A 23,433-nucleotide genomic window follows, 5' to 3' on the forward strand; every position below is an offset into this window, starting at 1 on the left:
TGCGGGGCTTCTTGTTTCTGGCCAGGGCATTTTCAGCGCCTGTCAGGCCGCCTTCGCGAGCAGGCTCGCTCCCACATGTGATCGCATTCTTTCTGAAGGAACTCGGTTAAATGTGGGAGCGAGCCTGCTCGCGATGCTTTTGGGTTACTGACGGAACTGCGCGAAATTGACGTTGGTGCCCGCCGGGCGCATGTCTTGCAGGTACGAGTCCTTGTCGGCACTCAGTTCCAGGCTCAGGGCCGCTTTGCGTTTGCCCTGGTTGCGCACCACCAGGCCTTCGAGCTTCTCGCGCAGGAACACCGTCGGCACTTTCAGGTGCAGCAGTTCGTCGGTATCCGGGGTGTGCATCAGCAAGTGAATCCATTCGTACTGACCAATGGCCAGCCGCGCGACCGGGATATCGAACCAGAAAATGTTGCGGTTACGGTTCAATTCGGTGAAATGGCAGTTGTTGACGCCAAGCACAGCACCGCCAAGTTCCTGGTTTCTGCGGGCAATGGCCTGCTTTTTATCGAGTTTCATAACGTTCCTACGGGATTGGATCTTCAGCGCCATGGCCTGAATACGTTGCGCATTCTCGGGGCAAAGCCTGCAAACATAAAGCCTAACCTGCCTGGAGCGATGAAATGTTCTGTTGGGAAATAAATGAAACTCCGTGCAAAGGCTTTCGGTCCACCGTTATGTAACGACTTTCCCCGTTGAAATGTTCACAGGAGAAATACCATGAGCAGCACTGGCGATAAAGTTAAAGGCATGGCAAACGAAGCGGCCGGCAACGTCAAGCAAGGCGTTGGCAAGGCCACCGGTAACGACAGGCTGCGCGCCGAAGGCGTCGTGCAGGAAAAGAAAGGCGAAGCCCAGCAAGCGATCGGCAAAGCCAAGGATGCTCTCAAAAAAAGTATCGACAAGGCATAATCCGACCTTTGACGAGTAACAGAAACGGCCATCCGCGGATGGCCGTTTTTGTGTCAGCTTGAACTTGAGCAATGAAATTGTTTCAAAGTCGCCAAGTAGGCTACTTTGTTGTAGAAAACGGCCCCTGAGTCGCCATGACTTCAACCTTTTTGCGGCGAAAGGAGACGCTAATGTTTTTTCCGACCATGAAAGGTTTGCCCTTGCATCGCGTGATGATGCGCACGGTCACCGAGTTCGTCGCCGACGAGATGTCGACCTATGCCTCGGCGCTGGCCTATCAAATGCTGTTCTCGCTGTTCCCTTTCATCCTGTTCCTGATCGCCCTGATCGGTTTTCTGCATTTGCCGGACTTCTTCTCCTGGCTGCGCCTGCAATCGGAACTGGTCCTGCCGCCCCAGGCGCTGGAGCAGGTGAACCCGGTGATCGACCAGCTCCAGCAATCCAAGGGCGGTTTGCTCTCGGTGGGTATCGTGATCGCCCTGTGGACCGCGTCCGCCGGTGTGCGGCTGATGATGAGCGCGATGAACGCCGCGTACGACGTGGTCGAAGGTCGCCCGGTCTGGAAGCGTTTTCCACTGTCGATTTTCTACACCATCGGCATCGCCGGCATGCTGCTGGCCGCCGCTGCGCTGATGGTGCTCGGGCCGCAGGTGATGGCCTGGATCGCTTCGCAAGTGGGCCTCGAAGATTTCATCGTGACCGTCTGGACCATTGTGCGCTGGCCGGTGATCGTGATTCTGTTGATGATGGCCGTGGCACTGATTTACTACGTCATGCCCGACGTCAAACAAGAGTTTCGCTTCATCACCCCGGGTTCGGTGCTGGCCGTGGTGGTGTGGATCGTCGCCTCGCTGGGCTTCGGTCTTTACGTCAAAACCTTCGCCAACTACAACGCCATGTATGGCAGTATCGGCGCGATCATCGTGTTGCTGCTGTACTTCTATATTTCCGCCGCGGTGCTGTTGCTCGGCGCGGAAATGAACGCGGTGATCGAGCACATGTCGTCCGAAGGCAAGAAGCCTGGCGAAATAGTGCCCGAAGAACCCAAACACCACGTTTCGGGACTGGGACGGGATCACTCGCTCAAGCCGACCACCGACGAAGTCATCAAATGATCCGTGAAATTCTGAAAATGGGTGATGAACGCCTGCTGCGCATTGCCCCGCCGGTGCCGGCGCAAATGTTCGACAGCCCCGAGTTGTGGCACCTGATCGACGACATGTTCCAGACCATGGAAAGTGTCGGCGGAGTCGGCCTGGCCGCGCCGCAGATCGGTGTCGACCTGCAACTGGTGATCTTCGGTTTCGAGCACAGCGAGCGCTATCCGGACGCCGAAGCAGTGCCGCAGACGATTCTGATCAATCCACTGATCACGCCCTTGAACCCGACCCTCGAAGAGGGATTCGAAGGGTGCCTGTCGGTGCCGGGCCTGCGCGGCGCGGTGGATCGTTATCAGCAGATTCGTTATGAAGGCTTCGATCCCAAGGGCGAGCCAATCGTGCGCATTGCCTCGGGGTTCCATGCGCGGGTGGTGCAGCATGAATGCGATCACCTGATCGGCCGGTTATACCCGTCGCGCATCAGTGATTTCAGCAAGTTCGGGTTCACCGAGGTGATGTTTCCGGACCTGGACCCAGCGGCGGACGACTGACCCCGTCCTTCGAATCCACCGCAAAACCAATGTGGGAGCGAGCCTGCTCGCGATGAGGCCCTGACAGTCAATATTGATGGTGACTGTCACACCGCTATCGCGAGCAGGCTCGCTCCCACATTTAATCTTCACAGGTCTCTAGTGCTTCGGTTCCAAACCCATCGCAATCATCGGTTTACTGCGCGCATATCGGCTCAACCGTTCGGCCATGGCGTAGGGCAGGGGCGGGTCGAAAGTAAAACCTCGACGCTCATAAAAATCACGCAAATCCGGATGGCAGAACAGCCAAACCGGCTCTTCGACGTGCTTGACCGCATGGGCGATCAACGCCGCGGCGACGCCTTGCTCGCGACAGCTGGGGGCGACGAACAACCCGGTCAGCCAATGCCCACCGGCCACCGGCCGCAAACATAACGCGGCAATGATCTCTTCGCGTTTTGCGACCCATAGCCGTGCGTCGCGGACCGCTTTCATCGACGATTGGTGGGCGCGGTAAAACTTGTTCATCAACGGCCATAACGGCTCGTCGAGCAAGGTGTACTGGGTGTTGGGCATGGGCTCGGACTGTCGGTACGCAAAGCGGGCTATTATAAAAGAACGCCAGCGCGGGGATAGGTGTATACCTGATCTCACATCCCGTATGAGTGGAGTACGTATCATGGCCAAAGGCATGGATTCAAAGAAAGCGGCGAAAAAGAAACCGGCGAAAACCGCCATTGAGAAACGTGCGGACAAGAAGGCCAAGAAGGTGGATGTGTTCGGCCACTGATCCCGCGTCAACGGAGCCCGAGTTCTCGGGCTCCTGTTTTTTACGTCTATCGAAATAACCAAACAATCCGCAAGAAATCCCTGCGCCATTGCACAGAGGGGGACTGGTTCCTGTTCTGAGCAAAGCCATGCCCCATTACTTCGATGCTGCCCACCGTGAAGAAATCGCAACTTTGCGCCAACGCCTGACAGCCCGCGGCATCCGTTTCATTGATTGCCAATGAACCCTGTGGGAGCGGGCTTGCTCGCGAATGATCTCAAGCCTTACACCAATTCCGCAGCCAACGCCGCTTTCACGCTTGGCCGCGAATCAACCCTGGCCTGAAACCGCGCTAACGCCGGCCACTGATTCAAGTCGATGCCAAACAGCTGCGTCCAGCGCAACACCGTAAACAGATACACATCGACAATGCTGAATCCGTTGGCCATCAAATAATCCTGCCCCTCCAGCGTCTGGCACAGCACGGCAAAACGCTTGAACAGCTTCTCTTTGATGAGCACTTTTACCTCATCCGGAAACTGTGAATTGAACAGCCAACCCAGCCCGCCATGAATCTCGGTCGAAACGAAATTCAGCCATTCCTGCAAACGCACCCGCTCGAACGTTCCATTCGCCGGTGCCAGGTTCGCCTCGGGCCGCAGATCCGCCAGGTATTGCAAGATCGCCGGGCCTTCGGTCAGCACATCACCGTTATCCAGTTGCAACGCCGCGACGTAGCCTTTGGGGTTAATGGCGAGGAAGTCATCACCGGTGACGGTTTTCTTGGTGCTGTTGTCGACGCGGACCAACTCGAACGGCAGCTCCAGTTCGCGCAGCACAATGTGCGGCGCCAATGAACAGGCTTGTGGGGCGTAATACAACTTCATGGGCAGGGCTCTGGTTGCGGATTTGCGCCAGTGTCATAGTGCGCGGCACACTCGGTAAAATTAATCTTTCAGAAAACTGCCATTAGGAAAGCTACTGCCATGATGAACCTGATGCACTGGCGAATGGTGGTGGCGGTGGCCGATACCGGCAACATTACCCGGGCCGCCGAGCGGGTTGGCATGACCCAGTCCGGTGCCAGTCAGGCGCTGGCACTGATCGAAGAAAACCTGGGTGTTCAGCTGTTCAGCCGGGAAAACCGCCAGACCTTGCCGACCGCCATCGGCTTGCCTGTGATCGAACAGGCGCGAACCATGCTTGGCGCCCTGGAAAACATTCGCAGCACCGTCGAGGCCGCTAGAGGCATCCAGCGCGGGACGATTCGTCTGGCCAGTTTCCCTATGGTGCTGGCGACCTTCCTGCCGCCGCTGTTGCGCCAGTTCAATCGGCTTTACCCCGGTGTACATGTGGTGGCGCTGGAGGTCAGCGACGATGAAGTGGAAACGTTGCTCGGTGCCGGGTTGGTGGATGTCGGCGTAGTGTTGAACCCGGCGCCAGCGCGCAATGCCGGTCGCTTGGGGCGTGATGCCTGGGTGGCGGTTCTGCCCGGTGGCCATCCCTTGGCGCGCCGCTCGAATGAAGAGGGCCTCTCGCTGGCGGAACTGGCGGAGCAACCGTTCGTGCTGGCCACGGGCGGGTGTTCGACCAATGCCCGCAGCCTGGCTGCCGATGCCGGGTTGCATCTGCTGGATGTGCGGGCCGAGGTGCGTGAGTGGAGCAGTGCGTTCACCCTGGTGCGGGAAAACATCGGCGTGACCCTGGTACCGGAAATGACCCTGCCGGCTAATCGCCAGGGCCTGCGGATAGTGCCGGTGACACCGCGCATCGATCGCGAGTTTGCCTTGGTGGTCGCGCCCGACAAAGCACCTTCGGCAGCGGTGCTGGCGCTGTTGGGGATGCTTGCGGAACATCCGCTATCGCCTGACTAGTCATGGGGGAGTACCGGTCAGTCAAGTGCGATCTATGTGGGAGCGGGCTTGCTCGCGAAGGGGCCACGTCAATCAACATTGATGTCGCCTGATACACCGCTTCCGCGAGCAAGCCCGCTCCCACAGGTTCTGTGCCTCACTTAATTGATTGGCATTACCGGGTAAATCGTTCAGGTGCAATCAAGGCACGCCATTACAGCCGTGTGCCATGAACCCCGGCCGCAGCGCCAGTCGTTGGCAATAGGCCTCGACGGCGGGATAGTCCGGGCGCTCCATCGGGGTCATCCGCCAGCGGTTGACCGACAAGCCGATAAGGATATCGGCCAGGGTGAAGCGTGGGCCGGCGACATACGCGCCGGTCGCCGCGAGTTGCTGTTCGAGGATGCCCATTTTCGCGTTCCAGCCGCGAACGCCATCCGCGATCCGCTGTGCGTCCTGAAAGTTCGGCAATTGCCGGACCAGCGCAAAAAAGGCGTAGCCCCAAGACGGATTGAGTTCGGTGGCTTGCCAGTCCATCCACTGCTCCACGCGAGCGCGCGCCGCCGGCTCGATGGGCAACAGGTCGGTGTTTTGGTATTTGCCGGCCAGATAGCGACAGATGGTATTGGATTCCCACAGCACGCCGGCTTCGTCGATGAGTACCGGCACCTGTGCGTTGGGGTTGAGCTGGAGAAATTCCGGACTCCGGGTCGATGCAAAACCGCTGCCCCAGTCCTCCCGTTCGTAGGAAACACCCAGCTCGTCGCACGCCCACAGGACTTTTCTGACGTTGATTGAAGAGGCCCTACCCAAAATCTTCAGCGTATGTCCCATTGAGCTTCTCCGTTTGCTGTTCCAGGTGCCGGGAATCTAGCACGAGCAACGGGACAATCGTGTATCAGGTGCTCTCGCGCACCTTCAACTCAAACCCCATGTCCTGCACCGGTTTGGCCACCGAATTGCCCGCTAATAAGGTCAGCATCAACTCCGCCGAGCGACGGCCAATGGCTTCTCTCGGAGTGCTGATGCTGCTCAGGCGCGGGACCATGTGGGCCGAGGCTGGCAGATCGTTGAAGCCGAGGATAGCCACTTGTTCGGGGATCTTGATGCCGCAGCGCAGGGCTTCGAGCAGTGCGCCGTGGGCCAGGTCGTCGTTGCCGAAGAAGATCGCGTCGACCTGCGGATGACTGGCCATCAATTGCAAAAACAGCTCGCCCCCCAAGCCGACGGAGGAGGGGCGTGGCGTCAGCACTTCCAGGGCCGGATCATACAAACCGGCCTTTTGCAGCGCGTGGCGGAAACCTTCACCCCGCAGCAGCGTGCGCTGGTCCAGCTGCGCACCGATGTAGGCCAGGCGTTTGCGACCGCGGGAAAGCAAATGTTCGGCCGCCGTTTCGCCGGCGGCGACTTGCGAAAAGCCGACGCAATTGAGCCCGGCCGCGCTGTCCAGTTCCATCATGTAGACGCAGGGAATGTTGCTGGCCTCGATCATCCGCCGCGAACTTTCGGTGCGATCGAAACCGGTCAGCAGCAAGCCGCGAGGCTGATAAGCCATGTAATTGCGCAGCAGGTTTTCTTCTTCGTCACGGGAGTAGTGGAAGTTACCGATCAGCACTTCGAAGCCCTTCGGTCGCAAAACCTGATGAATGGCTTCCAGCGTGTCGATGAACAGCAGGTTGGACAACGACGGCACCAAAACCACTACTGAATGGCTCTGGGCCGAGGCCAGGGCGCGGGCGGCGGGGTTGACCACGTAGTTCAGGTCGAGGGCGGCCTTCTGGACTTTTTCCACCAGTTCGGTGGCCACCGTACTGACGCCGCGCAGGGCGCGGGACGCGGTAATCGGGCTGACACCGGCCAGGCGCGCGACTTCGTTGAGGGTAGGGCGGCCAGTGGTGCGAGTATTTTTATCGTTTTTAGGGGTCATCATCGGACGGCTTGCCAAACAAAATTCAAGGTACTAAGGTAGCGCTGTCTCGACGCAGCTGCAAATGCGTGAGCGGGGTTTGCCTGATCCTCGCTTTTCGGCATCGAGAACGAACATGCTGCAACCCACAAAAATGACAAGAAGGCGTCGGCAACTTCTGCTTTTGCACTAGCGTTTTATGTAGCAAAGGTAGCGCTGTCTGCGCGCAGAGGTGTTACATGAATCATCCCATCACCGCCCTGGTCATCATGGGCGTTGCCGGTTGCGGCAAGACGTGCGTCAGCCAGGCCCTGTGCCAGCTCAGCGGCGCGACCGCCATTGAAGGCGACACTTTCCACCCTGCCGCCAATATCGAAAAGATGAGCGCGGGTATCCCCCTGAACGATGAAGACCGTGCCGGCTGGCTCGACAGCCTGTGCGATGAACTGCGCCGCGTCGACGCCCAAGGCGAGCGCCCGGTGCTGACGTGCTCGGCCCTCAAACACAGTTACCGCGAACGCTTGCGCAGTGCCTTGCCGGGCCTGGGCTTCGTTTTCCTTGAGCTGACCCCCGAAGTCGCCACTGATCGTGTGTCTCATCGGCCGGGCCACTTTATGCCGTCGACCTTGATCGACAGCCAGTTCGCCACACTTGAATCGCCCGTTGGTGAGCCCCTGACCCTGGCTCTGGATGCTTCGAGCCACAGCGTCGATGAGTTGGCGAAGCAGGCGCATGCCTGGTGGCTCGATCATGGCTTGAAACTCGCCAGTTGAGTTTTGCTCCAAGAGATAGCGCTGTCCTGACGGCTTCTGAATAACCGCTTTAATAACAACAACAACCAGGAGACACCCCTAATGTTTGGCATGTCCCACGAGACGTTTCTGCTGCTAGACGCAGTGGTCACGGTGATCGGACTTATCGTCCTGATCACCAAGTTCAAGTTGCACCCATTCCTCGCACTGATCATCGCCGCCGCTTTCCTCGGGCTGACGTCCGGCATGCCGATCGGCACCATCATCAAGGCGTTCCAGGACGGCTTCGGTGGCGTGCTTGGTTTCGTAGGCATCATCCTGGCGCTGGGCACCATGCTCGGCAAAATGATGGCCGAATCAGGCGGTGCGGATCAGATTGCGCAGACGCTGATTCGCGCCTTCGGCAAGGACAAGGTGCAGTGGGCGATGATGTTCGCCGCGTTCCTGGTCGGCATTCCGCTGTTCTTCGAAATCGGCTTCGTACTGCTGATTCCGCTGGTGTTCATCGTGGCCCGTCGCACTGGCGTGTCGATCATCAAGATCGGTATCCCGCTGCTGGCTGGTTTGTCCGCGGTACACGGCCTGGTGCCGCCGCACCCGGGTCCGCTGCTGGCCATCGGTGTGTTCGGTGCCGACATCGGTAAAACCATTCTGTACGGTCTGATCGTTGCGTTGCCGACCGCTATTATCGCCGGTCCGATCTACGGCACGTTCATTGCCAAGCACATTCCCGGTCATCCGAACCAGGAGCTGGTGGATCAACTGGCGCGCGATGAGGGTTCAGCCGATCTGCCGAGCTTCGGCATCACCCTGATCACTGTGCTGTCACCCGTGTTCCTGATGCTGCTCAAGACCTTTGCCGATGTAGTGCTGCCAGACGGCAACTTCTTCCGCACCTTCATGGACCTGATCGGTCACCCGATTTCGGCGTTGCTGCTGGCATTGCTGCTGTCGCTGTATACCTTCGGCTACAAGCAGGGCATCGGTTCCAGCCAAATGATGAAATGGCTGGATGCAAGCCTTGCACCGACCGCCGCGATCATTCTGATCATCGGTGCCGGTGGTGGCTTCAAGCAGATGCTGGTGACCAGCGGTGTGGGTGACGTAATCGGCCACATGGCGGTGAACGCACAGATCTCGCCGATCCTGCTGGCCTGGCTGGTGGCGGCGGTGATTCGTATCGCGACGGGTTCAGCGACCGTGGCGACCATTACTGGCGCGGGCATTGTGGTGCCGGTAGTGGGGATGATCCCGGGTGTGAACCGTGAGCTGCTGGTGCTGGCGACCGGTGCCGGTTCGTTGATCCTGTCCCACGTCAACGACGCAGGTTTCTGGCTGGTGAAGCAGTACTTCAACATGACCGTGGCGGAAACCTTCAAGACCTGGACCGCGATGGAAACCATTCTGTCCGTGGTGGGACTGGGCTTCATCCTGCTGTTGTCGCTGTTCGTCTAAACACACCGCAAAACCAAATGTGGGAGCGAGCCTGCTCGCGATGGCGGACTTACATTCAACATCTTCGTTGAATGTTAAGCCCTCATCGCGAGCAGGCTCGCTCCCACAGTGCTTTGTGTTAGCTGTTGGTTTTCTGAACCAACCCATCCGCCCGGAACATCCCGCGAATCCCGCGCACGGCCTGACGAATCCGATCCTGGTTTTCGATCAGCGCGAAGCGCACATGATCATCCCCATATTCGCCAAATCCCACACCCGGTGAGACACAGACCTTGGCCTCGGCCAGCAGCTTCTTGGCGAATTCCAGCGAGCCCATGTGTGCATAAGCCTCGGGAATCTTGGCCCAGACGTACATCGACGCTTTCGGGTTTTCGACCATCCAGCCCAGTTCATGCAGGCCTTTGACCAGCACGTTGCGACGCTGCCGATACTGCTCGGCGATGTCTTTGACGCACTGCTGATCGCCTTCCAGCGCCGCGATGGCCGCGACCTGCAGCGGGGTGAAGGTGCCATAGTCGTGGTAGCTCTTGATCCGCGCCAGGGCGCTGACCAGTTCCGGGTTGCCGACCATGAAACCGATGCGCCAGCCCGCCATGTTGTAGCTCTTGGACAGGGTGAAAAACTCCACCGCAATGTCCTTGGCGCCGGGCACCTGCATGATCGACGGGGCTTTCCAGCCGTCGTAGACGATGTCGGCGTAGGCCAGGTCGTGCACCACCAAAACGTCGTACTGTTTGGCGAGGGCGATCACCCGCTCGAAGAAGTCCAGCTCCACGCACTGGGCGGTGGGGTTGGACGGGAAGCCGAGGATCATCATTTTCGGTTTCGGGATCGAGCCGCGAATCGCCCGTTCCAGCTCGGCGAAAAAGTCCACGCCAGGGATCAGCGGCACCGACCGCACCTGGGCACCGGCAATCACCGCACCGTAGATGTGAATCGGGTAGCTCGGGTTTGGCACCAGCACGGTGTCGCCCTGATCGAGGGTGGCCAGCATCAAATGCGCCAGGCCTTCCTTGGAACCGATGGTGACGATGGCTTCGCTTTCCGGGTCGATGTCGACCTCGTAGCGATCCTTATACCAGTTGGAAATCGCGCGGCGCAGGCGCGGAATCCCTTTGGACGTGGAGTAGCCGTGGGTGTCTTCGCGCTGGGCGACGGTGACCAGTTTTTCGACAATGTGCGGCGGCGTGGCGCCGTCGGGGTTGCCCATGCTCAAGTCGATGATGTCTTCGCCACGACGACGGGCGGCCATCTTCAGCTCGGCAGTGATGTTGAAAACGTAAGGGGGGAGTCGATCGATGCGCGCAAAGCGGCGCGGGGAACCTTGTTCGGCCATTGTTGCCTCGGATAACGTAAGCGCCCGGAACCGTCCGAGCGACGCTGGCCACTGCGGTGGCCTGTGGCGGAATGTAAGGGCAGTCGTGGCAAACTGTCTAGCCTGCGCATCAATAAATTTTTCCCAAGGAAATGGTCGATGGAATTTACCAGTGGCTTCCTGCTGAGCCTTTCGCTGTGCCTGGACATCGGCGTGGCCAATATCGCGATGATCACGCTGGCGATGCAGCGCGGCTATTTTCAAGGCTTTGCCCTGGGGCTGGGGACTTGTGTCGGCGACCTGATTTACGCGGTGCTGGCACTGGCCGGCATGACCGTATTGCTGCAGTACGAAACCGTGCGTTGGGTGTTGTGGATCGGTGGGTCGGCGTTGCTACTGTACTTCGCGGCGAAAATGATTCATTCGGCGATCTATCACAATGCTGTGTTGGCCGAGACCGCCGAAGTTGGCCACAACTCCCATCGCAAGGAGTTCTTGCGGGGGATTTTCCTCGCCATGTCGTCGCCCAGTGCGATTCTCTGGTTCGCGGCGGTGGGTGGCACCCTGATTGCCCGTTCCGGTGGTGGGGGCACTCTCAGCTCGGTGTTGTTTCTAGGTGGATTTCTCTGTGCGGGGATTCTCTGGTGCGTCACGCTGTGCTTCGCGGCGAGCCATGGCGGCAAGTTGCTCGGTGACAAACTGTTGCGTTATTCCTATATGGCATCGGCCGCGATCTTCTGCTATTTCGCGGTCTACGTGATTCTATCGGGCTACAACGAGTTTTTCGGTGCGCCCGCCGCCGGGCAGCTTCCGGGGCTCTGACTGGGCGAATCGGGTTTGGCCTCTATACTCCCAGCCGAACCCACCTTTTTCGTTCCCAGGAGTCGAGTCATGGATGAGCAAACACGCGATGATCAGGCTGAGCCACGCTTCGAACACGGGCACTTCATGCTCATAGCGGGGCTTGGCGGACGACTTACCCAAGCGACGGCCAAAAAACAGATTCCCAAGCTGTGGGATCAATTCGTCCCCCACATTGGCAATGTACCCGGGCAAATTGACGAAGTGACCTACGGCGTTTGCTGCAACTCAGACGACAAGGGCGGTTTCGAATACATCGCCGGCGTCGAGATCAGCAAGCTCGACGACCTGCCCGAGAAATACCGTTGGGTCGAGATTCAGCCCCAGTATTACGCGGTGTTCAAGCACAAGGGCTCGCTGGATACGCTGCCGCAAACCTTTCAGTACATCCGGGAAACCTGGTTGCCGAAGTCCGGTCGCGAGGCGGCGGATGCCCCGGAGTTCGAACGTTACAGCGACGATTTCAACCCCAAGCTCAATACCGGCGTGCTGGAAATCTGGCTGCCGATCAAAGCGTAACGAAGGGGGCGAGGGGCGGATCGGCGGTCCGCCTTTCTGATCGATATGAACACCTTGTTAATTTATGATCCCAGCCTTTCTCCCGCCGATTCCGAGTTGCCATGAACACCGTCATCCGCCACGTCACCGCCGCTGACCTGGACCGCTGCTACGCCATCGAAACCGTTGCCTACGAAGGCGACGAAGCCGCCACCCGCGAGAAAATCGCCACCCGCATCGCCACCTGGCCCGAGGGCTTCATCGTGACTGAAGTGGATGGGGTGGTAGCCGGCTTCATCAATTCCGGTGCGGCGTTTGAGGTGGAGATGTCGGACGAGGCGTTCAAGGAACTGATCGGCCACGACCCGGCCGGCCCGCACGTGGTGATCATGTCGGTGGTGGTGCATCCGGACTACCAAGGGCAGGGCCTGGCGAAACGCTTGATGAGTGAGTTCATCCAGCACATGCGCGCACTGAACAAGGCCAGCATCCACCTGATGTGCAAAGAGCGGCACATTGCGCTGTATGCCGGTTTTGGTTTTGCCTACATCAAGCCTTCGGCGTCTGACCATGGCGGGATGGCGTGGCATGAGATGGTGTTGACGCTGTAGATCCAGTGTGGGAGCGGCGTTGTGTCAGTAGAGGCTATCGCGCACTCTGGTCGGCGCTTCCCGGTCATAGGTTTCGGCATCGAACTGTCCGTCGTTCAGCCGTTTGTGAAATGCGCCCGCCGTCGGCAGGGCAGAGCGGTCGAGGTAGCGCTCGGGGTTCCACAGATCCGAACGCACGATCGCTTTCGAGCAATGGAAGTACGCCGCTTCCACCGTCACCAGCATTACCGTGCGCGCCGGTTTGCCGTTGACTGCAAAACTCTCCAGCAACGCGGGTTCGGCGCTGATCTGCGCCGTGCCATTGACCCGCAATGTCTCGCCTATCCCCGGAATGATGAACAGCAGCGATACTCGCGAATCGAGCACGACATTGCGCAGGGTGTCGATGCGGTTGTTGCCCGGGCGATCCGGGATGGCCAGCGTGCGTTCATCGATGATCCGCACAAAACCCGGTGTATCGCCGCGCGGCGAGCCGTCCATGCCATCGGGGCCGACCGAGCTGATAATCACCAGCGGCGAGGCGCGGACCATCGCCTGATAATCCTCGTTCAGAAACGGGATCTGCTTGCGCACGGCGCGGTCATGGGGCAGGCCGTAGATCGCTTCCAGCGCTTCGATTGAATTCAACATCGTTCATCCCTCTACGAATCAGAAAACCAGCCCCATCCGCCGTTCGTAACCGATCCGGCCCTTGTACGCTTCGCCGCTGTCGACAAAGCCATATTTGGCATACAGCGCGATGGCCGACTCATTGTCCGCATCCACCGACAACTCCAGCCCTTTGATTTCCGGCCAGGCCTGGCGCGCAACCTCGGGCAAGGCTTGTAGGCAGGCTTTGCCATAACCTTTGCCCTGGGCGCGGCGATCGACTTGCAGGGCGTGCAGGGTGGCGCTGTGTTCATCGGCCCAGGCCGGCAGCACCGGCGGGCGCTTGAGCAGCAGGAAGGCCACTGGAATCTCTTCGACCAGCAGGGCAAAGCCTTTGACGCCAGGGCCCGGTTTGGACAGCAAGGTGTGCAATGCACCGTGGATGTCACCGGAGAATCTGATTTGTTCGGCGTGGATTTCGATGGCCTCGACCTGTTGGCGCTGCAGGGCGTTCAGGCTTTCGTAAGGCACGAGTCGGGCTGTCACTGGAGTGTCCTTTTTCCAACGGAAATGAGCCTCGGATTCTAGCGAGTTTGCCGCCATGGATTATTTTTATTTCGGTTGTCGATTTGGCTTTTCGCCAGTCGACTAAAGGTGTCTTCAACAAAAAAACACGGAGAACCCTCATGAATGCTCAGACACAAATCCATAACCTGATCGAGAACTATCGCCAGGCGGTCATCGCCAAGGACGTGGAAAAGGTCATGGCCCTGTACGCCGACGACATCGTCTCCTTCGATGCCGTCAAAGCCCTGCAATTCAAGGGCAAGGCGGCCTACCGTGCGCATTGGCAGGAATGCATGGAGATGTGCCCCGGCCCGCACATTTTCGAGTTCCACGAGATCGACATCGTGCCGTCGCAGGAGATCGCTTTCGCTCACTGGCTGGCGCATTGCGGCGGCACCAATGAAAAGGGTGAAACCCAAGCCTGCTGGATGCGCGTCACCGCGTGCTACCGGCAGGAAGCGGGGCTTTGGCAGATCGTCCACGAACACTGGTCGGCACCGTTCGACATGACGAATGGCGCGGCGCTGTTCAACCTGCAACCCTGATGGCCGGGCTGTTTATCGGAAAGCAGCGCCAAGGCGCCAATCGACAGCCATAGTTGATCAGTTCGGTCACGGCAGAGCCGCCTGAAATGGAGAGCCCCATGAAGTATTTATGCCTGGTCTACAGCAACGAGCACGAATTGCACTCACTGCCCGAAAGCCCCAACGACACCGAGTGCATGGCCTACGCCGAATCGATCCAGGGCAGCGGCCGGATGATCGCCGCCGAAGCGCTGGAGTCGGTGCAGACCGCGACCACCGTGCGCATGCGCAACGGCAAAATGTCGATCACCGACGGCCCGTTCGCTGAAACCAAGGAGCAGTTGGCCGGCTTCTACCTGATCGATGCCAAGGACCTCAACGAAGCCCTCCAGATCGCCGGCAACATTCCGGCGGCCCGGGTCGGTTGTGTCGAGGTGCGGCCCGTTCGCCAGTTGAATCCCTGAATAACCCTCACCACGGGAGTTCTTTTATGAGTGTGCAATCCGTCCAGCGAAAAATGGCCCCAGGCATGCCGGACTGATGCCGGGCGAATCGGTACGGGCGCAAGTCGAGCAGGTCTACCGCGACGAGTCGCGGCGGATTCTGGCGACGCTGATCCGTCTGCTCGGCGACTTCGACCTCGCCGAAGAGGCGCTGCACGAGGCGTTCTTCGTTGCGGTCGAACGCTGGCAGCGCGACGGTGTGCCGGACAATCCGCGCACCTGGCTGGTGTCCACCGGGCGCTTCAAGGCCATCGATGTATTGCGCCGGCGCGCGCGTTTTAATGCGTCCCGGCCGATGTTGATCGCTCAACTGGAGGCGCTGGAGCAGGCCGACTGGAGTGATGAAGACGTGGAAGACGATCGCCTGCGCCTGATCTTCACCTGTTGTCACCCGGCACTGGCGGCAGACGCTCAAGTGCCGTTGACCTTGCGCGAAGTCTGCGACCTGACCACCGAAGAAATCGCCCGGGCCTTTCTCTCGGCACCGGCCACCATCGCCCAGCGCATCGTGCGGGCCAAGGCCAAGATCCGTGACGCGAAAATTCCTTATCAAGTGCCCACCCTGACGGAACTGCCCGAGCGTCTCGACAGCGTACTGCGGGTGATTTACCTGGTGTTCAACGAAGGATACTCGGCGTCCATCGGCAGCGAACTGACCCGCGAAGACTTGACGCGTGAGGCGATTCGCCTCGGTCGGTTGTTGATGGACCTGTTGCCCGAACCGGAGGTGATGGGGCTTTTGGCGCTGATGCTGTTGCATGAGTCCCGGCGCCCGGCCAGGACCTCATCGAGCGGTGAACTGATTGTGCTGGATGAACAGGATCGCTCGCTGTGGGACGCCGAGCTGATTGCCGAAGGCTGCGCCCTGATTGAGCGGGCGCTGACGACGCGGCGCTTCGGGCCCTATTGCCTGCAAGCGGCGATTGCGGCAGTGCATGCCGAAGCGCCCACGGCGGCGGAGACGGACTGGCCGCAGATTGTCGGTCTGTATGACGTGCTGCTGCGGGCGGTGCCGTCACCGGTGATCGAATTGAACCGTGCGGCGGCGCTGGCCAAACGCGATGGACCACAGGCCGGGCTGACGTTGATCGAAGGGATTCTGGATCGTGGTGAGTTGCTGGATTACCACCTGGCGCACTCGGCGCGGGCAGAGTTTTACCGGCAGTTGGGGAGGGTGGAAGAGGCGCGTGCGGCGTATGAGCGGGCGCTGGAATTGACACAGCAGGTGCCGGAGCGGCGGTTTATCGAGGGACGGCTCCGGGCGTTGGGATGATCATGGGTGTGCGACGTGGCGGCTGGCCTCTTCGCGGGCAAGCCCGCTCCCACATTTGATCGTCGGTGTATAGAAAATAGGTGCCCGACATGGAACCCATGTGGAGGCGGGCTTGCTCGCGAATGGCAGCACCGCTATTCCAGCATCTTGCTCAATAACCAACTCCCCGCCGGCCCTGGTGGATGCAGTCGCGACCACAGCGCATCGACGTACACCGGTTTCGGCCAACCACGCACCTTCAGCTCTACCAACGAACCGGCCCCGAACCGCCCCACCAGCCACCGTGGCAACGGTGCCCAGCCAAACCCGCCCTGAGCCATTTCCAGCAGCATCAAGTAACTCGGCGCCGACCAGACACGCCCCTTCGCTCGGCTTTCATACGGATTGACGATCGTTGCCAGACGCAGTTCTCGGTGCTGCTGCAGCACGTCCTGATCGACTGCGCTCAGCTTCGCCAACGGGTGCGTAGGGGACACGAACAGGGCGATTTCCGTGCGCTCGTCCACCGTCGAACTGACCAGATCCGGTGGGTAGCTGTCCTGCATCTCGGCGAAGGCGACGTGCGCTCGACCGCGTTGCACCAGGGCCACCAGGTCATCGCATTCGGCGATCAGGCATTCAAGTTCCAGGTCTGGGTAACGCTGCTCGAAAGCACTGAGCGCCGCTTCGAAACGGTCGGACTGATAGGTGTCGGAAATCGCCACGGTCAGCTTCGGTTCGACCCCTTGGGACAGTTGGCTGGCTGTCATTTCCAGACGGCTGGTGGCGGCCAGAATCTCCTCGGCCCGTTGCAACATGACATGCCCGGCGGGGGTCAGGCTTGGCTTGCGGCTGCTGCGGTCGAAGAGGGCAAGGTTCAGGTCGATTTCAAGGCTCGCCACTGCGGCGCTGATGGTCGACTGACTGCGGCCGAGCTTGCGCGCCGCGGCGGAAAACGAGCCTTGAGTCGCGGCTTGGACAAACGCCAGCAGCACTTCGTGGGAGGCCATGAACTATCGCCTTGATCGATGGTTATTGGTTATGAAGTATCGGTTCGATGGTGGACCATGGCAACCACAGTCACTCAGGGAGTCTGGCCATGAACGCCAAAAAATCCATCACTGAACGCATTTTCCAGGCCATCGGTTTCGAACTGCTGGCTGTTTTGATCTGTACCCCGTTGCTGGCCTGGGTCATGGACAAACCCATGGTGGAAATGGGCGTGGCGACCGTGGCCATCGCAGCGCTTGCCCTGGCCTGGAACGTGGTCTTCAACGGTCTGTTCGACCGCTTGCTCAAGCGCTTTGCCATTGTGCGCAACGCTTGGGTGCGCGTGATGCATGCGCTGTTGTTCGAAGGCGGGCTGGTCGCGTTCGGCGTGCCGTTGATTGCCTGGTGGCTGAAGATCAGCCTGTGGCAAGCGTTCCTGCTGGACATCGGCGTACTGTTGTTCTTCCTGCCGTACACCTACGTGTACCACTGGGGCTATGACGTGGTGCGTGAGCGGCTGTTGGTGCGCAGGGCTTGCGAAGGGTAAAAGCAAAGATCGCAGCCTTCGGCAGCTCCAGGATCGGATACAACCATTATTTTGGATGTACCCGATCCTGCAGGAGCTGCCGAAGGCTGCGATCTTTTGATCTTTGTTTACTACCGCAGGTGATCCGATCAATGATCTGAACATGTGCGGGCTATTTTTCAGCTTCTAAACCTGCTCCAGCCATAGGAAGGTGCAGGTTTTTCATTAGACGTGGAAGTAGCCCACGCACGAATCGAACGGTAGGCGCTTGAGTTCGATCTTGTTCAGGTCGAGCACTTCGCGCAAGGCTTTGGTTTCGCCCGGGAAGTTGCGGTAAGCGACTTCGTCGAGCACCACGATCGCGCCTTTTGGCATGTACGGCAGGAAGGTTTCCAGAGCGACTTTGGTCGATTCATACAGGTCGGTGTCGAGGATCAGCATCGCCACCACCAAGTCCGGACGGGTCTGGACCCACTCCGGCACAGTCTTGACGATGTCGCCTTTGACCAGCTCGCAACGCGGGATACGGTTGACCGGGCGCAGCAGGTCGTTGGCGTCGATCATGTCCTGGATCAGCGACTGGTCGGTGTCGGAGAACATGGTTTCGTTGACGTCCGACGGGTCTTCTTTCTTGTCGATACTCTGGAAGCCTTCGAAGGTGTCGAAGCCGATGATCGAACGGTTGATCGCGTAGGGCTCCAGAATCATCGACAGGTGCATGTAGAGCATCAGCGAATTGCCCTTGTATACGCCGCACTCAATGATCGCGCCCGGGATTTCGGCGACTTTCTTGAACAGCTCCATGCGCGACAGGGCAGCGGTCACGCCGATACGGTTGGCGAAGACAAATGGCGCGTCGGCCACATACTCGGCGTCAACCCGTTTCAAGACATTGGCACGGGTTTCGTTGTACTGGGCCTCGGCGGGCGTGATGCGACGCTTGGTCATTGCTGGATTCCTTGGAAATTCGAAAAGTCGTGAGCGTGGAAATAATCTTTGAACCCTGCACCGACGTCCGGGCAGGCGCTGTCGACGTTGATCGCGCCGCGCTTGTGCTTGAGGTCGTCAAGGTGCATCAGGCGAAAGTCCACGCTGAAGCGGGTCTGTTGCGTGTAGTTGGGAACGGTACCGTGCAGGTGCGAACCGGAAAAAATCAGCATGTCGCCTGTGTTGCCGGCCACGCGGATTTCCGATGAAGTATTGATCTCCTCCAGTGGAACCGGGTGTACCCGTACTTCTTCCTTGAGGTTTTCCTTGGCCCGATGACGCTGGTTGCTGATCCAGTCGGACAGGCTCCAGTCCTTTGAAGTGTTCTTCACCGGCACATCGAAATAACCGCCATTGATCATCATGGTCTGGTCAGGGCTGATGGTATGCACCGGCATCCAGGTGTTGATCTGACAGTCGACGCTGCCGTACCAAGTGTCGCGATGGGGTTTGTAGGCATAGCTGACACCAGCGTGCAGGTAGTCGTAGTTGGGCACTACGCGGATCCGTGGCACGTCGAAAATATACTCGCGAGGGTCGACACCGATTTCATCGATGAAGCCCAGGATCAAGTCCTTGGCTCGCTGGCTGTTGGTGAACTGGCCCTTGAGGCGAGTCACCAGAACCACGAATTCTTCCACCGGCATCAACGTGTGCAGTGCCTGGTGGTTGGTCTCGCCGTCGAAGGCGGCGGTGATGCTTTCCTGGGCGAACGCACACAATTCTTTGGCAGTGCGCAGCTGAGTGTTCAGGAAGATGTCGCCTGCGTAGATGGCTTCTTTGAAGTCAGCTTTCTTCTGAAGCTGATTGATATACAGATTCACGGTTCCCCTCCTGAATACATCGAGTCTCTTAAGAGTCGGCAACACGGTAGCAAACTGAAGTGCTATTCGGCGGGAGGTGAATCAATAAACGATTAATCCCATGAATTTGCGACGAAATGCTTAAAGGCAGGAGCTGCCGCAGGCTGCGATCTTTCGATCTTAATAATCCCGTCGCTTGCGAAACGCCCAGCGCCCGGCAATCAGGGTAAACGTCGCGACCAGCGCCACCAGAATCCAGAACCCCTCCGGATCACCGGCAAGCGGCACGCCGCCGACGTTCATGCCGAAGAAACCGGCGATGATGTTGATCGGCAGCGCCAGCACCGTGACCACGGTCAGGGTGAACAGCGTGCGGTTGCTCTGTTCGTTGAGGTTGGCGGCGATTTCTTCCTGCAACAGCTTGATCCGCTCTCCGAGGGCTGTGAGGTCGTTGATGATCAGCGCGAACTCCTCGGTGGACTTGCGCAGCTCCTTGACGTCCTCCTTCTGCAACCATTGCGGCGGGCGATTGAGCAGGCGTAGCAGCGAGCCTGGCTCCAGCGCCAACAACCGTTGCAGGCGCACCAGCACCCGGCGGTTGGCGCCCAGTTCGGCGCGGTTGGTGGACAGGCGCGAAGACAGCAATTCATCTTCGATCTGATCGACACTGAGGCTGGTCTTGCGCACGATCTGGGTCAGCACTTCGCCCTGATCGCGCAGCAGGTGCACCAGCAACTCCAGCGGTGAGCGAAAGCATTCACCGGCCTTCACCGAAGAGCGCAGCTTGTCCACCGAGTGCAGCGGTTGCAGGCGCGCGCTGATGATCAGCCGACTGCGGGCGCAGACCCACAGCGTCGAAACATCCGAGGAGACCATGCTGCTGAGGTTGAACACCACGTCGTTGACCACCGCCAGCAACGCCGAATCGACATGCTCGATGCGCGTCGAACGGGAGCCTTCGTGCAAGGCTTCGAAAAACTCGTCGGGTAATTCCAGATGGCTTTTCATCCAGCGCTCGCACGCGGCATGGGCCAGGTTCAGGTGCAGCCAGAGAAACTCGTCATTGTCCCCTGGTTGTTGCAGGCAGCGCAGCGCCTTGGCCGAATCGATCTCTCGACCGCGCTCGCCAGGGCGAAAACTGAAACCGTAAAGCAGGCCGAACAGGTCGGAATCGCGATGGCGTTGGTCGATGCTGTGGTTCATGAGGTCTCGCTGTGAGGGGGCGCCTGTCACAGGTTTCACAGGTTCACTTGAGCCCCATCATCGCAACGTATTTTGAAGGTTTTGTGACAGTTCAATGGCGCCGGAAATCCGCCTCGTGCCGGTGGTCGGAAACATTAAAGAATGGGGCTGGCGCGCCGATGTTGCTGATGTCGATCTTGATTCTGGTCGTGAGCCAGCGTCGCTGACAGGGATGTCCGGACATCTTGCTCGCCACTTGAGCGTGCCTTATCCCTGCCATGAGATATCCCCGATGCTTTTGCAAAAATCCCTGAGAGCGCAAATCCTCGCCCTGTTGAGCGGCAGCCTGTTGGCGATGTTGCTGATCGCTTTGGCCTGCTTTCACTTCCTGTCCAATGGCGTTCAGAACTACGCGAATCTGATCGAAGGTCCGTTGCGCACCTCGCAATTGATCGATGAAGCCAACCTGCAATTCAAGGTGCAGGTGCAGGAGTGGAAAAACGTCCTGCTGCGCGGCAAGGACCCGGCGAACCTGGACAAATACTGGAAGCAATTCGAGGATGGCCAGCGCAACGTGCAGGGCATCCTGGGGGAATTGGCCGGGCAGAAAGGCATCGAGCCGCAACTCAAGACCCGTATCGAACGTTTGCGTGAAGAGCATCGTGTTTTAGGTGCGGCCTATCAGAAGGGCCGTGATGCCTACGTGGCGGCCGGTGCCGACCCAGCGGCCGGCGACAACGCGGTCAAGGGCGTGGACCGTGCCGCCAGCGAACAGATGAATGAACTGGTCGGCGAACTGCGCAAGCAGGGCACCGAGCAATCGAAGCTGATCAGTGCCAGCGCTGATCGCACCGTGTTGTTGGGGCTCGCGGTGATGTTGGTGTCGGGTCTGCTGATTGGCCTGTTGAGCCTGTGGCTGGTCAACCGCAACCTGGTGGAGCCGATTCGTAAACTGATCGACTACGTGGCACAACTCAGCCAGGGGCGGTTCGCCGAGCGCGTGGCCAGCACCCGTCAGGACGAGTTGGGCAACCTGGCCAAGGCCGCCAACACCTTGCGCGACTTCCTCGCTGAAACCTTCACTCGGTTGCAGCGCAGTGCGACGGATCTGAACAGCGCCAGCGGTGAGTTGAGCTCGATTGCCGGCCTTATGGCCAGCGGCACCAACGAGCAGTTCAATCGCACCGATCAGGTGGCCACGGCGATGAACGAAATGTCCGCCACTGCACAAGAAGTCGCGCGCCACGCAGGCGATGCGGCACGTGCGGCCGACGATGCCGACCAGTCTGCCCAACAGGGCGGAAAAGTCATGCAGGGCACCATTCGCACCATCACCCAAATGCGTGGCGAAATCGCCAACACCGCCACCGTCATCCGTCGTCTGGAAGAAGACAGCGGGCGCATCGGCAAGGTGCTGGAAGTGATTCGCGGCATCGCCGAGCAAACCAACCTGCTGGCGCTCAACGCGGCGATCGAAGCGGCCCGTGCCGGTGAAGCCGGGCGCGGTTTTGCGGTGGTCGCCGATGAAGTACGCAGCCTGGCCCAGCGCACGGCAGCGTCGATCATCGAGATCAACCAGATCATTCAAACCGTGCAAACCGGGGCGGTAGACGCGGCTCAGGCGATCGAAAGCGGCCAGTCGCGCAGTGAAGAAAGCGTCGAACAAGTGACCCAGGCCGGCGCCATGCTCGAGCGGATCACCCATGCCGTGGAAGCCATTCGTGACATGAACCGCCAGATCGCCACCGCTGCTGAAGAGCAGACTTCAGTGGCCGAAGACATCTCGCGCAACCTCACTGAAATCACCAGCATTGCCAGCACCAACCTGGACAACGTGCAGCGTACCGAAGCGGCCAGCCACAACCTGCACGGGTTGTCGGGGCAGTTGAATGAAGTGACGGCACGGTTGAGCGCCTAGTGCAATGGGCTGTGTACCGATTCGGTTACTGAATCGGTACACAGTCGCTCTCAAGTTCGTGCTGCGCCCGTCGATGACGGTGTTACCCAAACTCCACATTGGATAACTCCCATGGTCAGCATCAGTTCTGTTTCGATCAATCAGACCGTCTCGACGTCTTCAAGCCAAGTCTCGATCAGCGGCAGTACCGAAGACACCTCCGTCACCACAACCGCCACAACCGCCAGCGACTCCAGCGACTCCACGAAGGTTGCCGCTGGCGGTGCGCCTGCCTCAAGCGGCAGCAGTTCCAGCAGCACCGAATCCGATACAGTGAAAGAGCTGCGCAAGCAGATCGCCGAGTTGCAAAAGCAATTGCAGGAAGAACAGCAGCAACTGCAAGCAGCCCAGGCCAAGCAGGAAAGCGCCGAAGCCAAAGCTGCAACCGTTGCGGCGGCTCAGTCGCAGATTGCGGCCACTTCGGCTTCGTTGCAGACGGAGACGGCGGCGTTGCTGCAAGCGTTGCAGGATGAGGGGGGCAGTACGTCGGGTTCGTTGGTCAGCACCACTGCTTAAGTCCGTGGGGCAAGCTGAAGGTAAACGTCGTGACCTGTCGCTCGGTCGACTTGCCTGATGCAAAAAAGCCGCACGATCCGAAAATCGTGCGGCTTTTTGTTGTTGAATCACGTGTCTTGCTTGTTGCTCAGAACCTTGCCGGTAGTGGCGTCGAAGTCCACGTCCCACTCTGTGCCGTCGGCCAAACGCAGTTCGACTTCATATTCGTAACCGTTGAAGTGGTTATCCAGGTCGGTATCGGTAATCGTGGCGCCCGGGTGCAACTTCAGTGCGGCCTGGTTCATTTCTTCCAGTGGTTTGATCTTGCCACTCTTGACCAGCTCGGGGATCTGGTCGACACGAACGTCAGCCTGGGCCAGGCCAGCGGCGAGAGTCAGGGCAGCAGCGGTGAACAGGGCAGTTAAGGTTTTCATGAAGTTCTTTCCTTGGGTGAACTGTTTAAGTGGGATCAACTTAAACAGCGCAACTTAATT

Annotated in this window: 28 protein-coding genes and 1 pseudogene; 16 read left to right on the top strand and 13 right to left on the bottom strand. The window is 59.2% G+C overall.

Annotation, left to right across the window (positions count from 1 at the left end):
• Nucleotides 1-144: 144 nt before the first annotated feature.
• Complete coding sequence (locus QMK51_RS07070) at nt 145-522, bottom strand: hypothetical protein (protein WP_018926454.1); 378 nt, start codon at nt 520-522, stop codon at nt 145-147.
• Between the two features lie 201 nt (nt 523-723).
• On the opposite strand from QMK51_RS07070, the gene QMK51_RS07075 reads away from it, so the two are divergent.
• The 3 genes from QMK51_RS07075 to def all read left to right on the top strand — a co-directional run bounded on the left by QMK51_RS07075 (nt 724) and on the right by def (nt 2,566).
• Nucleotides 724-915 carry a CsbD family protein gene (locus QMK51_RS07075; protein WP_320393558.1) on the top strand — a complete coding sequence of 64 codons (192 nt, stop codon included), beginning with the start codon at nt 724-726 and terminating at the stop codon, nt 913-915.
• Nucleotides 916-1,085: 170 nt separating this feature from the next.
• Nucleotides 1,086-2,030, top strand: a complete 945-nt coding sequence (locus QMK51_RS07080) for a YihY/virulence factor BrkB family protein (RefSeq protein WP_258699439.1) — start codon at nt 1,086-1,088, stop codon at nt 2,028-2,030.
• The gene (gene def / locus QMK51_RS07085) at nt 2,027-2,566 is read left to right on the top strand and encodes a peptide deformylase (RefSeq protein WP_320393559.1); all 540 of its coding nucleotides are present in this window, start codon (nt 2,027-2,029) and stop codon (nt 2,564-2,566) included. Before QMK51_RS07080 ends, def begins: the two co-directional genes overlap by 4 nt.
• 138 nt (nt 2,567-2,704) lie before the next feature.
• Here the strand turns inward: def and QMK51_RS07090 are convergent, their stop codons facing one another.
• Together QMK51_RS07090 and gstA are read right to left on the bottom strand one after the other, a co-directional pair.
• Nucleotides 2,705-3,121 carry a GNAT family N-acetyltransferase gene (locus tag QMK51_RS07090; protein ID WP_320393560.1) on the bottom strand — a complete coding sequence of 139 codons (417 nt, stop codon included), beginning with the start codon at nt 3,119-3,121 and terminating at the stop codon, nt 2,705-2,707.
• Between the two features lie 477 nt (nt 3,122-3,598).
• Nucleotides 3,599-4,201, bottom strand: coding sequence for a glutathione transferase GstA (gene gstA / locus QMK51_RS07095; protein ID WP_320393561.1), 603 nt, complete (start codon nt 4,199-4,201; stop codon nt 3,599-3,601).
• 99 nt (nt 4,202-4,300) lie between these two features.
• Between gstA and QMK51_RS07100 the strand changes: the two genes are divergently transcribed.
• Nucleotides 4,301-5,188 (top strand): LysR family transcriptional regulator, encoded by an 888-nt coding sequence (locus tag QMK51_RS07100; RefSeq protein ID WP_320393562.1) that lies wholly within the window; start codon nt 4,301-4,303, stop codon nt 5,186-5,188.
• Nucleotides 5,189-5,368: 180 nt separating this feature from the next.
• Here the strand turns inward: QMK51_RS07100 and QMK51_RS07105 are convergent, their stop codons facing one another.
• Nucleotides 5,369-6,001, bottom strand: coding sequence for a glutathione S-transferase (locus QMK51_RS07105; protein ID WP_320393563.1), 633 nt, complete (start codon nt 5,999-6,001; stop codon nt 5,369-5,371).
• 64 nt (nt 6,002-6,065) lie between these two features.
• Nucleotides 6,066-7,097 (bottom strand): LacI family DNA-binding transcriptional regulator, encoded by a 1,032-nt coding sequence (locus QMK51_RS07110; protein WP_258699445.1) that lies wholly within the window; start codon nt 7,095-7,097, stop codon nt 6,066-6,068.
• Nucleotides 7,098-7,312: 215 nt separating this feature from the next.
• Here QMK51_RS07110 and QMK51_RS07115 point away from each other — a divergent pair, with 215 nt between their 5' ends.
• The gene (locus QMK51_RS07115; protein WP_320393564.1) at nt 7,313-7,846 is read left to right on the top strand and encodes a gluconokinase; all 534 of its coding nucleotides are present in this window, start codon (nt 7,313-7,315) and stop codon (nt 7,844-7,846) included.
• A gap of 81 nt (nt 7,847-7,927) precedes the next feature.
• On the top strand, nt 7,928-9,280 hold the full coding sequence (locus QMK51_RS07120; RefSeq protein ID WP_320393565.1) for a GntP family permease: 1,353 nt from the start codon (nt 7,928-7,930) through the stop codon (nt 9,278-9,280).
• A 118-nt stretch (nt 9,281-9,398) separates the two neighbouring features.
• On the opposite strand, the gene alaC is transcribed toward QMK51_RS07120, so the two are convergent.
• Nucleotides 9,399-10,616 (bottom strand): alanine transaminase, encoded by a 1,218-nt coding sequence (gene alaC, locus QMK51_RS07125; protein WP_320393566.1) that lies wholly within the window; start codon nt 10,614-10,616, stop codon nt 9,399-9,401.
• A 138-nt stretch (nt 10,617-10,754) separates the two neighbouring features.
• On the opposite strand from alaC, the gene QMK51_RS07130 reads away from it, so the two are divergent.
• The 3 genes from QMK51_RS07130 (at nt 10,755) to QMK51_RS07140 (ending at nt 12,565) form a co-directional block, all read left to right on the top strand.
• Nucleotides 10,755-11,417 (top strand): LysE family translocator, encoded by a 663-nt coding sequence (locus tag QMK51_RS07130; RefSeq protein ID WP_320393567.1) that lies wholly within the window; start codon nt 10,755-10,757, stop codon nt 11,415-11,417.
• Between the two features lie 69 nt (nt 11,418-11,486).
• The gene (locus QMK51_RS07135; RefSeq protein WP_258699450.1) at nt 11,487-11,975 is read left to right on the top strand and encodes a GyrI-like domain-containing protein; all 489 of its coding nucleotides are present in this window, start codon (nt 11,487-11,489) and stop codon (nt 11,973-11,975) included.
• A 101-nt stretch (nt 11,976-12,076) separates the two neighbouring features.
• A complete protein-coding gene (locus QMK51_RS07140) occupies nt 12,077-12,565 on the top strand; it encodes an N-acetyltransferase (RefSeq protein ID WP_320393568.1) in 489 nt (162 codons plus the stop codon).
• 24 nt (nt 12,566-12,589) lie between these two features.
• Here the strand turns inward: QMK51_RS07140 and QMK51_RS07145 are convergent, their stop codons facing one another.
• Both QMK51_RS07145 and QMK51_RS07150 read right to left on the bottom strand, forming a co-directional pair.
• Nucleotides 12,590-13,195 (bottom strand): pyridoxamine 5'-phosphate oxidase family protein, encoded by a 606-nt coding sequence (locus QMK51_RS07145; RefSeq protein WP_320393569.1) that lies wholly within the window; start codon nt 13,193-13,195, stop codon nt 12,590-12,592.
• Nucleotides 13,196-13,213: 18 nt separating this feature from the next.
• Nucleotides 13,214-13,699 (bottom strand): GNAT family N-acetyltransferase, encoded by a 486-nt coding sequence (locus QMK51_RS07150; RefSeq protein WP_320393570.1) that lies wholly within the window; start codon nt 13,697-13,699, stop codon nt 13,214-13,216.
• A gap of 140 nt (nt 13,700-13,839) precedes the next feature.
• On the opposite strand from QMK51_RS07150, the gene QMK51_RS07155 reads away from it, so the two are divergent.
• The 3 genes from QMK51_RS07155 (at nt 13,840) to QMK51_RS07165 (ending at nt 16,020) form a co-directional block, all read left to right on the top strand.
• The gene (locus tag QMK51_RS07155; RefSeq protein ID WP_258699453.1) at nt 13,840-14,265 is read left to right on the top strand and encodes a YybH family protein; all 426 of its coding nucleotides are present in this window, start codon (nt 13,840-13,842) and stop codon (nt 14,263-14,265) included.
• Nucleotides 14,266-14,363: 98 nt separating this feature from the next.
• Nucleotides 14,364-14,708, top strand: coding sequence for a YciI family protein (locus QMK51_RS07160; protein WP_258699454.1), 345 nt, complete (start codon nt 14,364-14,366; stop codon nt 14,706-14,708).
• Between the two features lie 76 nt (nt 14,709-14,784).
• Nucleotides 14,785-16,020, top strand: a complete 1,236-nt coding sequence (locus QMK51_RS07165; protein WP_320393571.1) for an RNA polymerase sigma factor — start codon at nt 14,785-14,787, stop codon at nt 16,018-16,020.
• 134 nt (nt 16,021-16,154) lie between these two features.
• Here the strand turns inward: QMK51_RS07165 and QMK51_RS07170 are convergent, their stop codons facing one another.
• A complete protein-coding gene (locus tag QMK51_RS07170) occupies nt 16,155-17,009 on the bottom strand; it encodes a LysR family transcriptional regulator (protein WP_320393572.1) in 855 nt (284 codons plus the stop codon).
• A gap of 89 nt (nt 17,010-17,098) precedes the next feature.
• On the opposite strand from QMK51_RS07170, the gene QMK51_RS07175 reads away from it, so the two are divergent.
• Nucleotides 17,099-17,536 carry a multidrug/biocide efflux PACE transporter gene (locus tag QMK51_RS07175; RefSeq protein WP_320393573.1) on the top strand — a complete coding sequence of 146 codons (438 nt, stop codon included), beginning with the start codon at nt 17,099-17,101 and terminating at the stop codon, nt 17,534-17,536.
• Between the two features lie 204 nt (nt 17,537-17,740).
• On the opposite strand, the gene QMK51_RS07180 is transcribed toward QMK51_RS07175, so the two are convergent.
• The 3 genes from QMK51_RS07180 to QMK51_RS07190 all read right to left on the bottom strand — a co-directional run bounded on the left by QMK51_RS07180 (nt 17,741) and on the right by QMK51_RS07190 (nt 20,508).
• Nucleotides 17,741-18,463 (bottom strand): TylF/MycF family methyltransferase, encoded by a 723-nt coding sequence (locus QMK51_RS07180; RefSeq protein ID WP_258699458.1) that lies wholly within the window; start codon nt 18,461-18,463, stop codon nt 17,741-17,743.
• Nucleotides 18,460-19,326: a hypothetical protein gene (locus QMK51_RS07185; RefSeq protein ID WP_258699459.1), complete on the bottom strand. Its 867-nt coding sequence runs from the start codon at nt 19,324-19,326 to the stop codon at nt 18,460-18,462. The genes QMK51_RS07180 and QMK51_RS07185 overlap by 4 nt, the downstream gene beginning before the upstream one ends.
• Nucleotides 19,327-19,485: 159 nt before the next feature.
• Nucleotides 19,486-20,508: a transporter gene (locus QMK51_RS07190; protein WP_320393574.1), complete on the bottom strand. Its 1,023-nt coding sequence runs from the start codon at nt 20,506-20,508 to the stop codon at nt 19,486-19,488.
• Between the two features lie 853 nt (nt 20,509-21,361).
• On the opposite strand from QMK51_RS07190, the pseudogene QMK51_RS28925 reads away from it, so the two are divergent.
• The 3 genes and pseudogenes from QMK51_RS28925 to QMK51_RS07200 all read left to right on the top strand — a co-directional run.
• A pseudogene (locus QMK51_RS28925) lies at nt 21,362-21,520 on the top strand (HAMP domain-containing protein); the annotation flags it as partial.
• A 171-nt stretch (nt 21,521-21,691) separates the two neighbouring features.
• Nucleotides 21,692-22,405 carry a methyl-accepting chemotaxis protein gene (locus QMK51_RS28930; protein WP_408980619.1) on the top strand — a complete coding sequence of 238 codons (714 nt, stop codon included), beginning with the start codon at nt 21,692-21,694 and terminating at the stop codon, nt 22,403-22,405.
• A 111-nt stretch (nt 22,406-22,516) separates the two neighbouring features.
• Nucleotides 22,517-22,960, top strand: a complete 444-nt coding sequence (locus QMK51_RS07200; protein ID WP_320393575.1) for a hypothetical protein — start codon at nt 22,517-22,519, stop codon at nt 22,958-22,960.
• A 107-nt stretch (nt 22,961-23,067) separates the two neighbouring features.
• Here the strand turns inward: QMK51_RS07200 and QMK51_RS07205 are convergent, their stop codons facing one another.
• Entirely contained in the window at nt 23,068-23,373 is a 306-nt protein-coding gene (locus QMK51_RS07205) for a PepSY domain-containing protein (protein WP_258699463.1), read from the bottom strand.
• Nucleotides 23,374-23,433 lie beyond the last annotated feature (60 nt).

Origin of the sequence: Pseudomonas sp. P9_31 (assembly GCF_034008235.1) — a bacterium.
In the GTDB taxonomy this organism is placed as follows: domain Bacteria; phylum Pseudomonadota; class Gammaproteobacteria; order Pseudomonadales; family Pseudomonadaceae; genus Aquipseudomonas.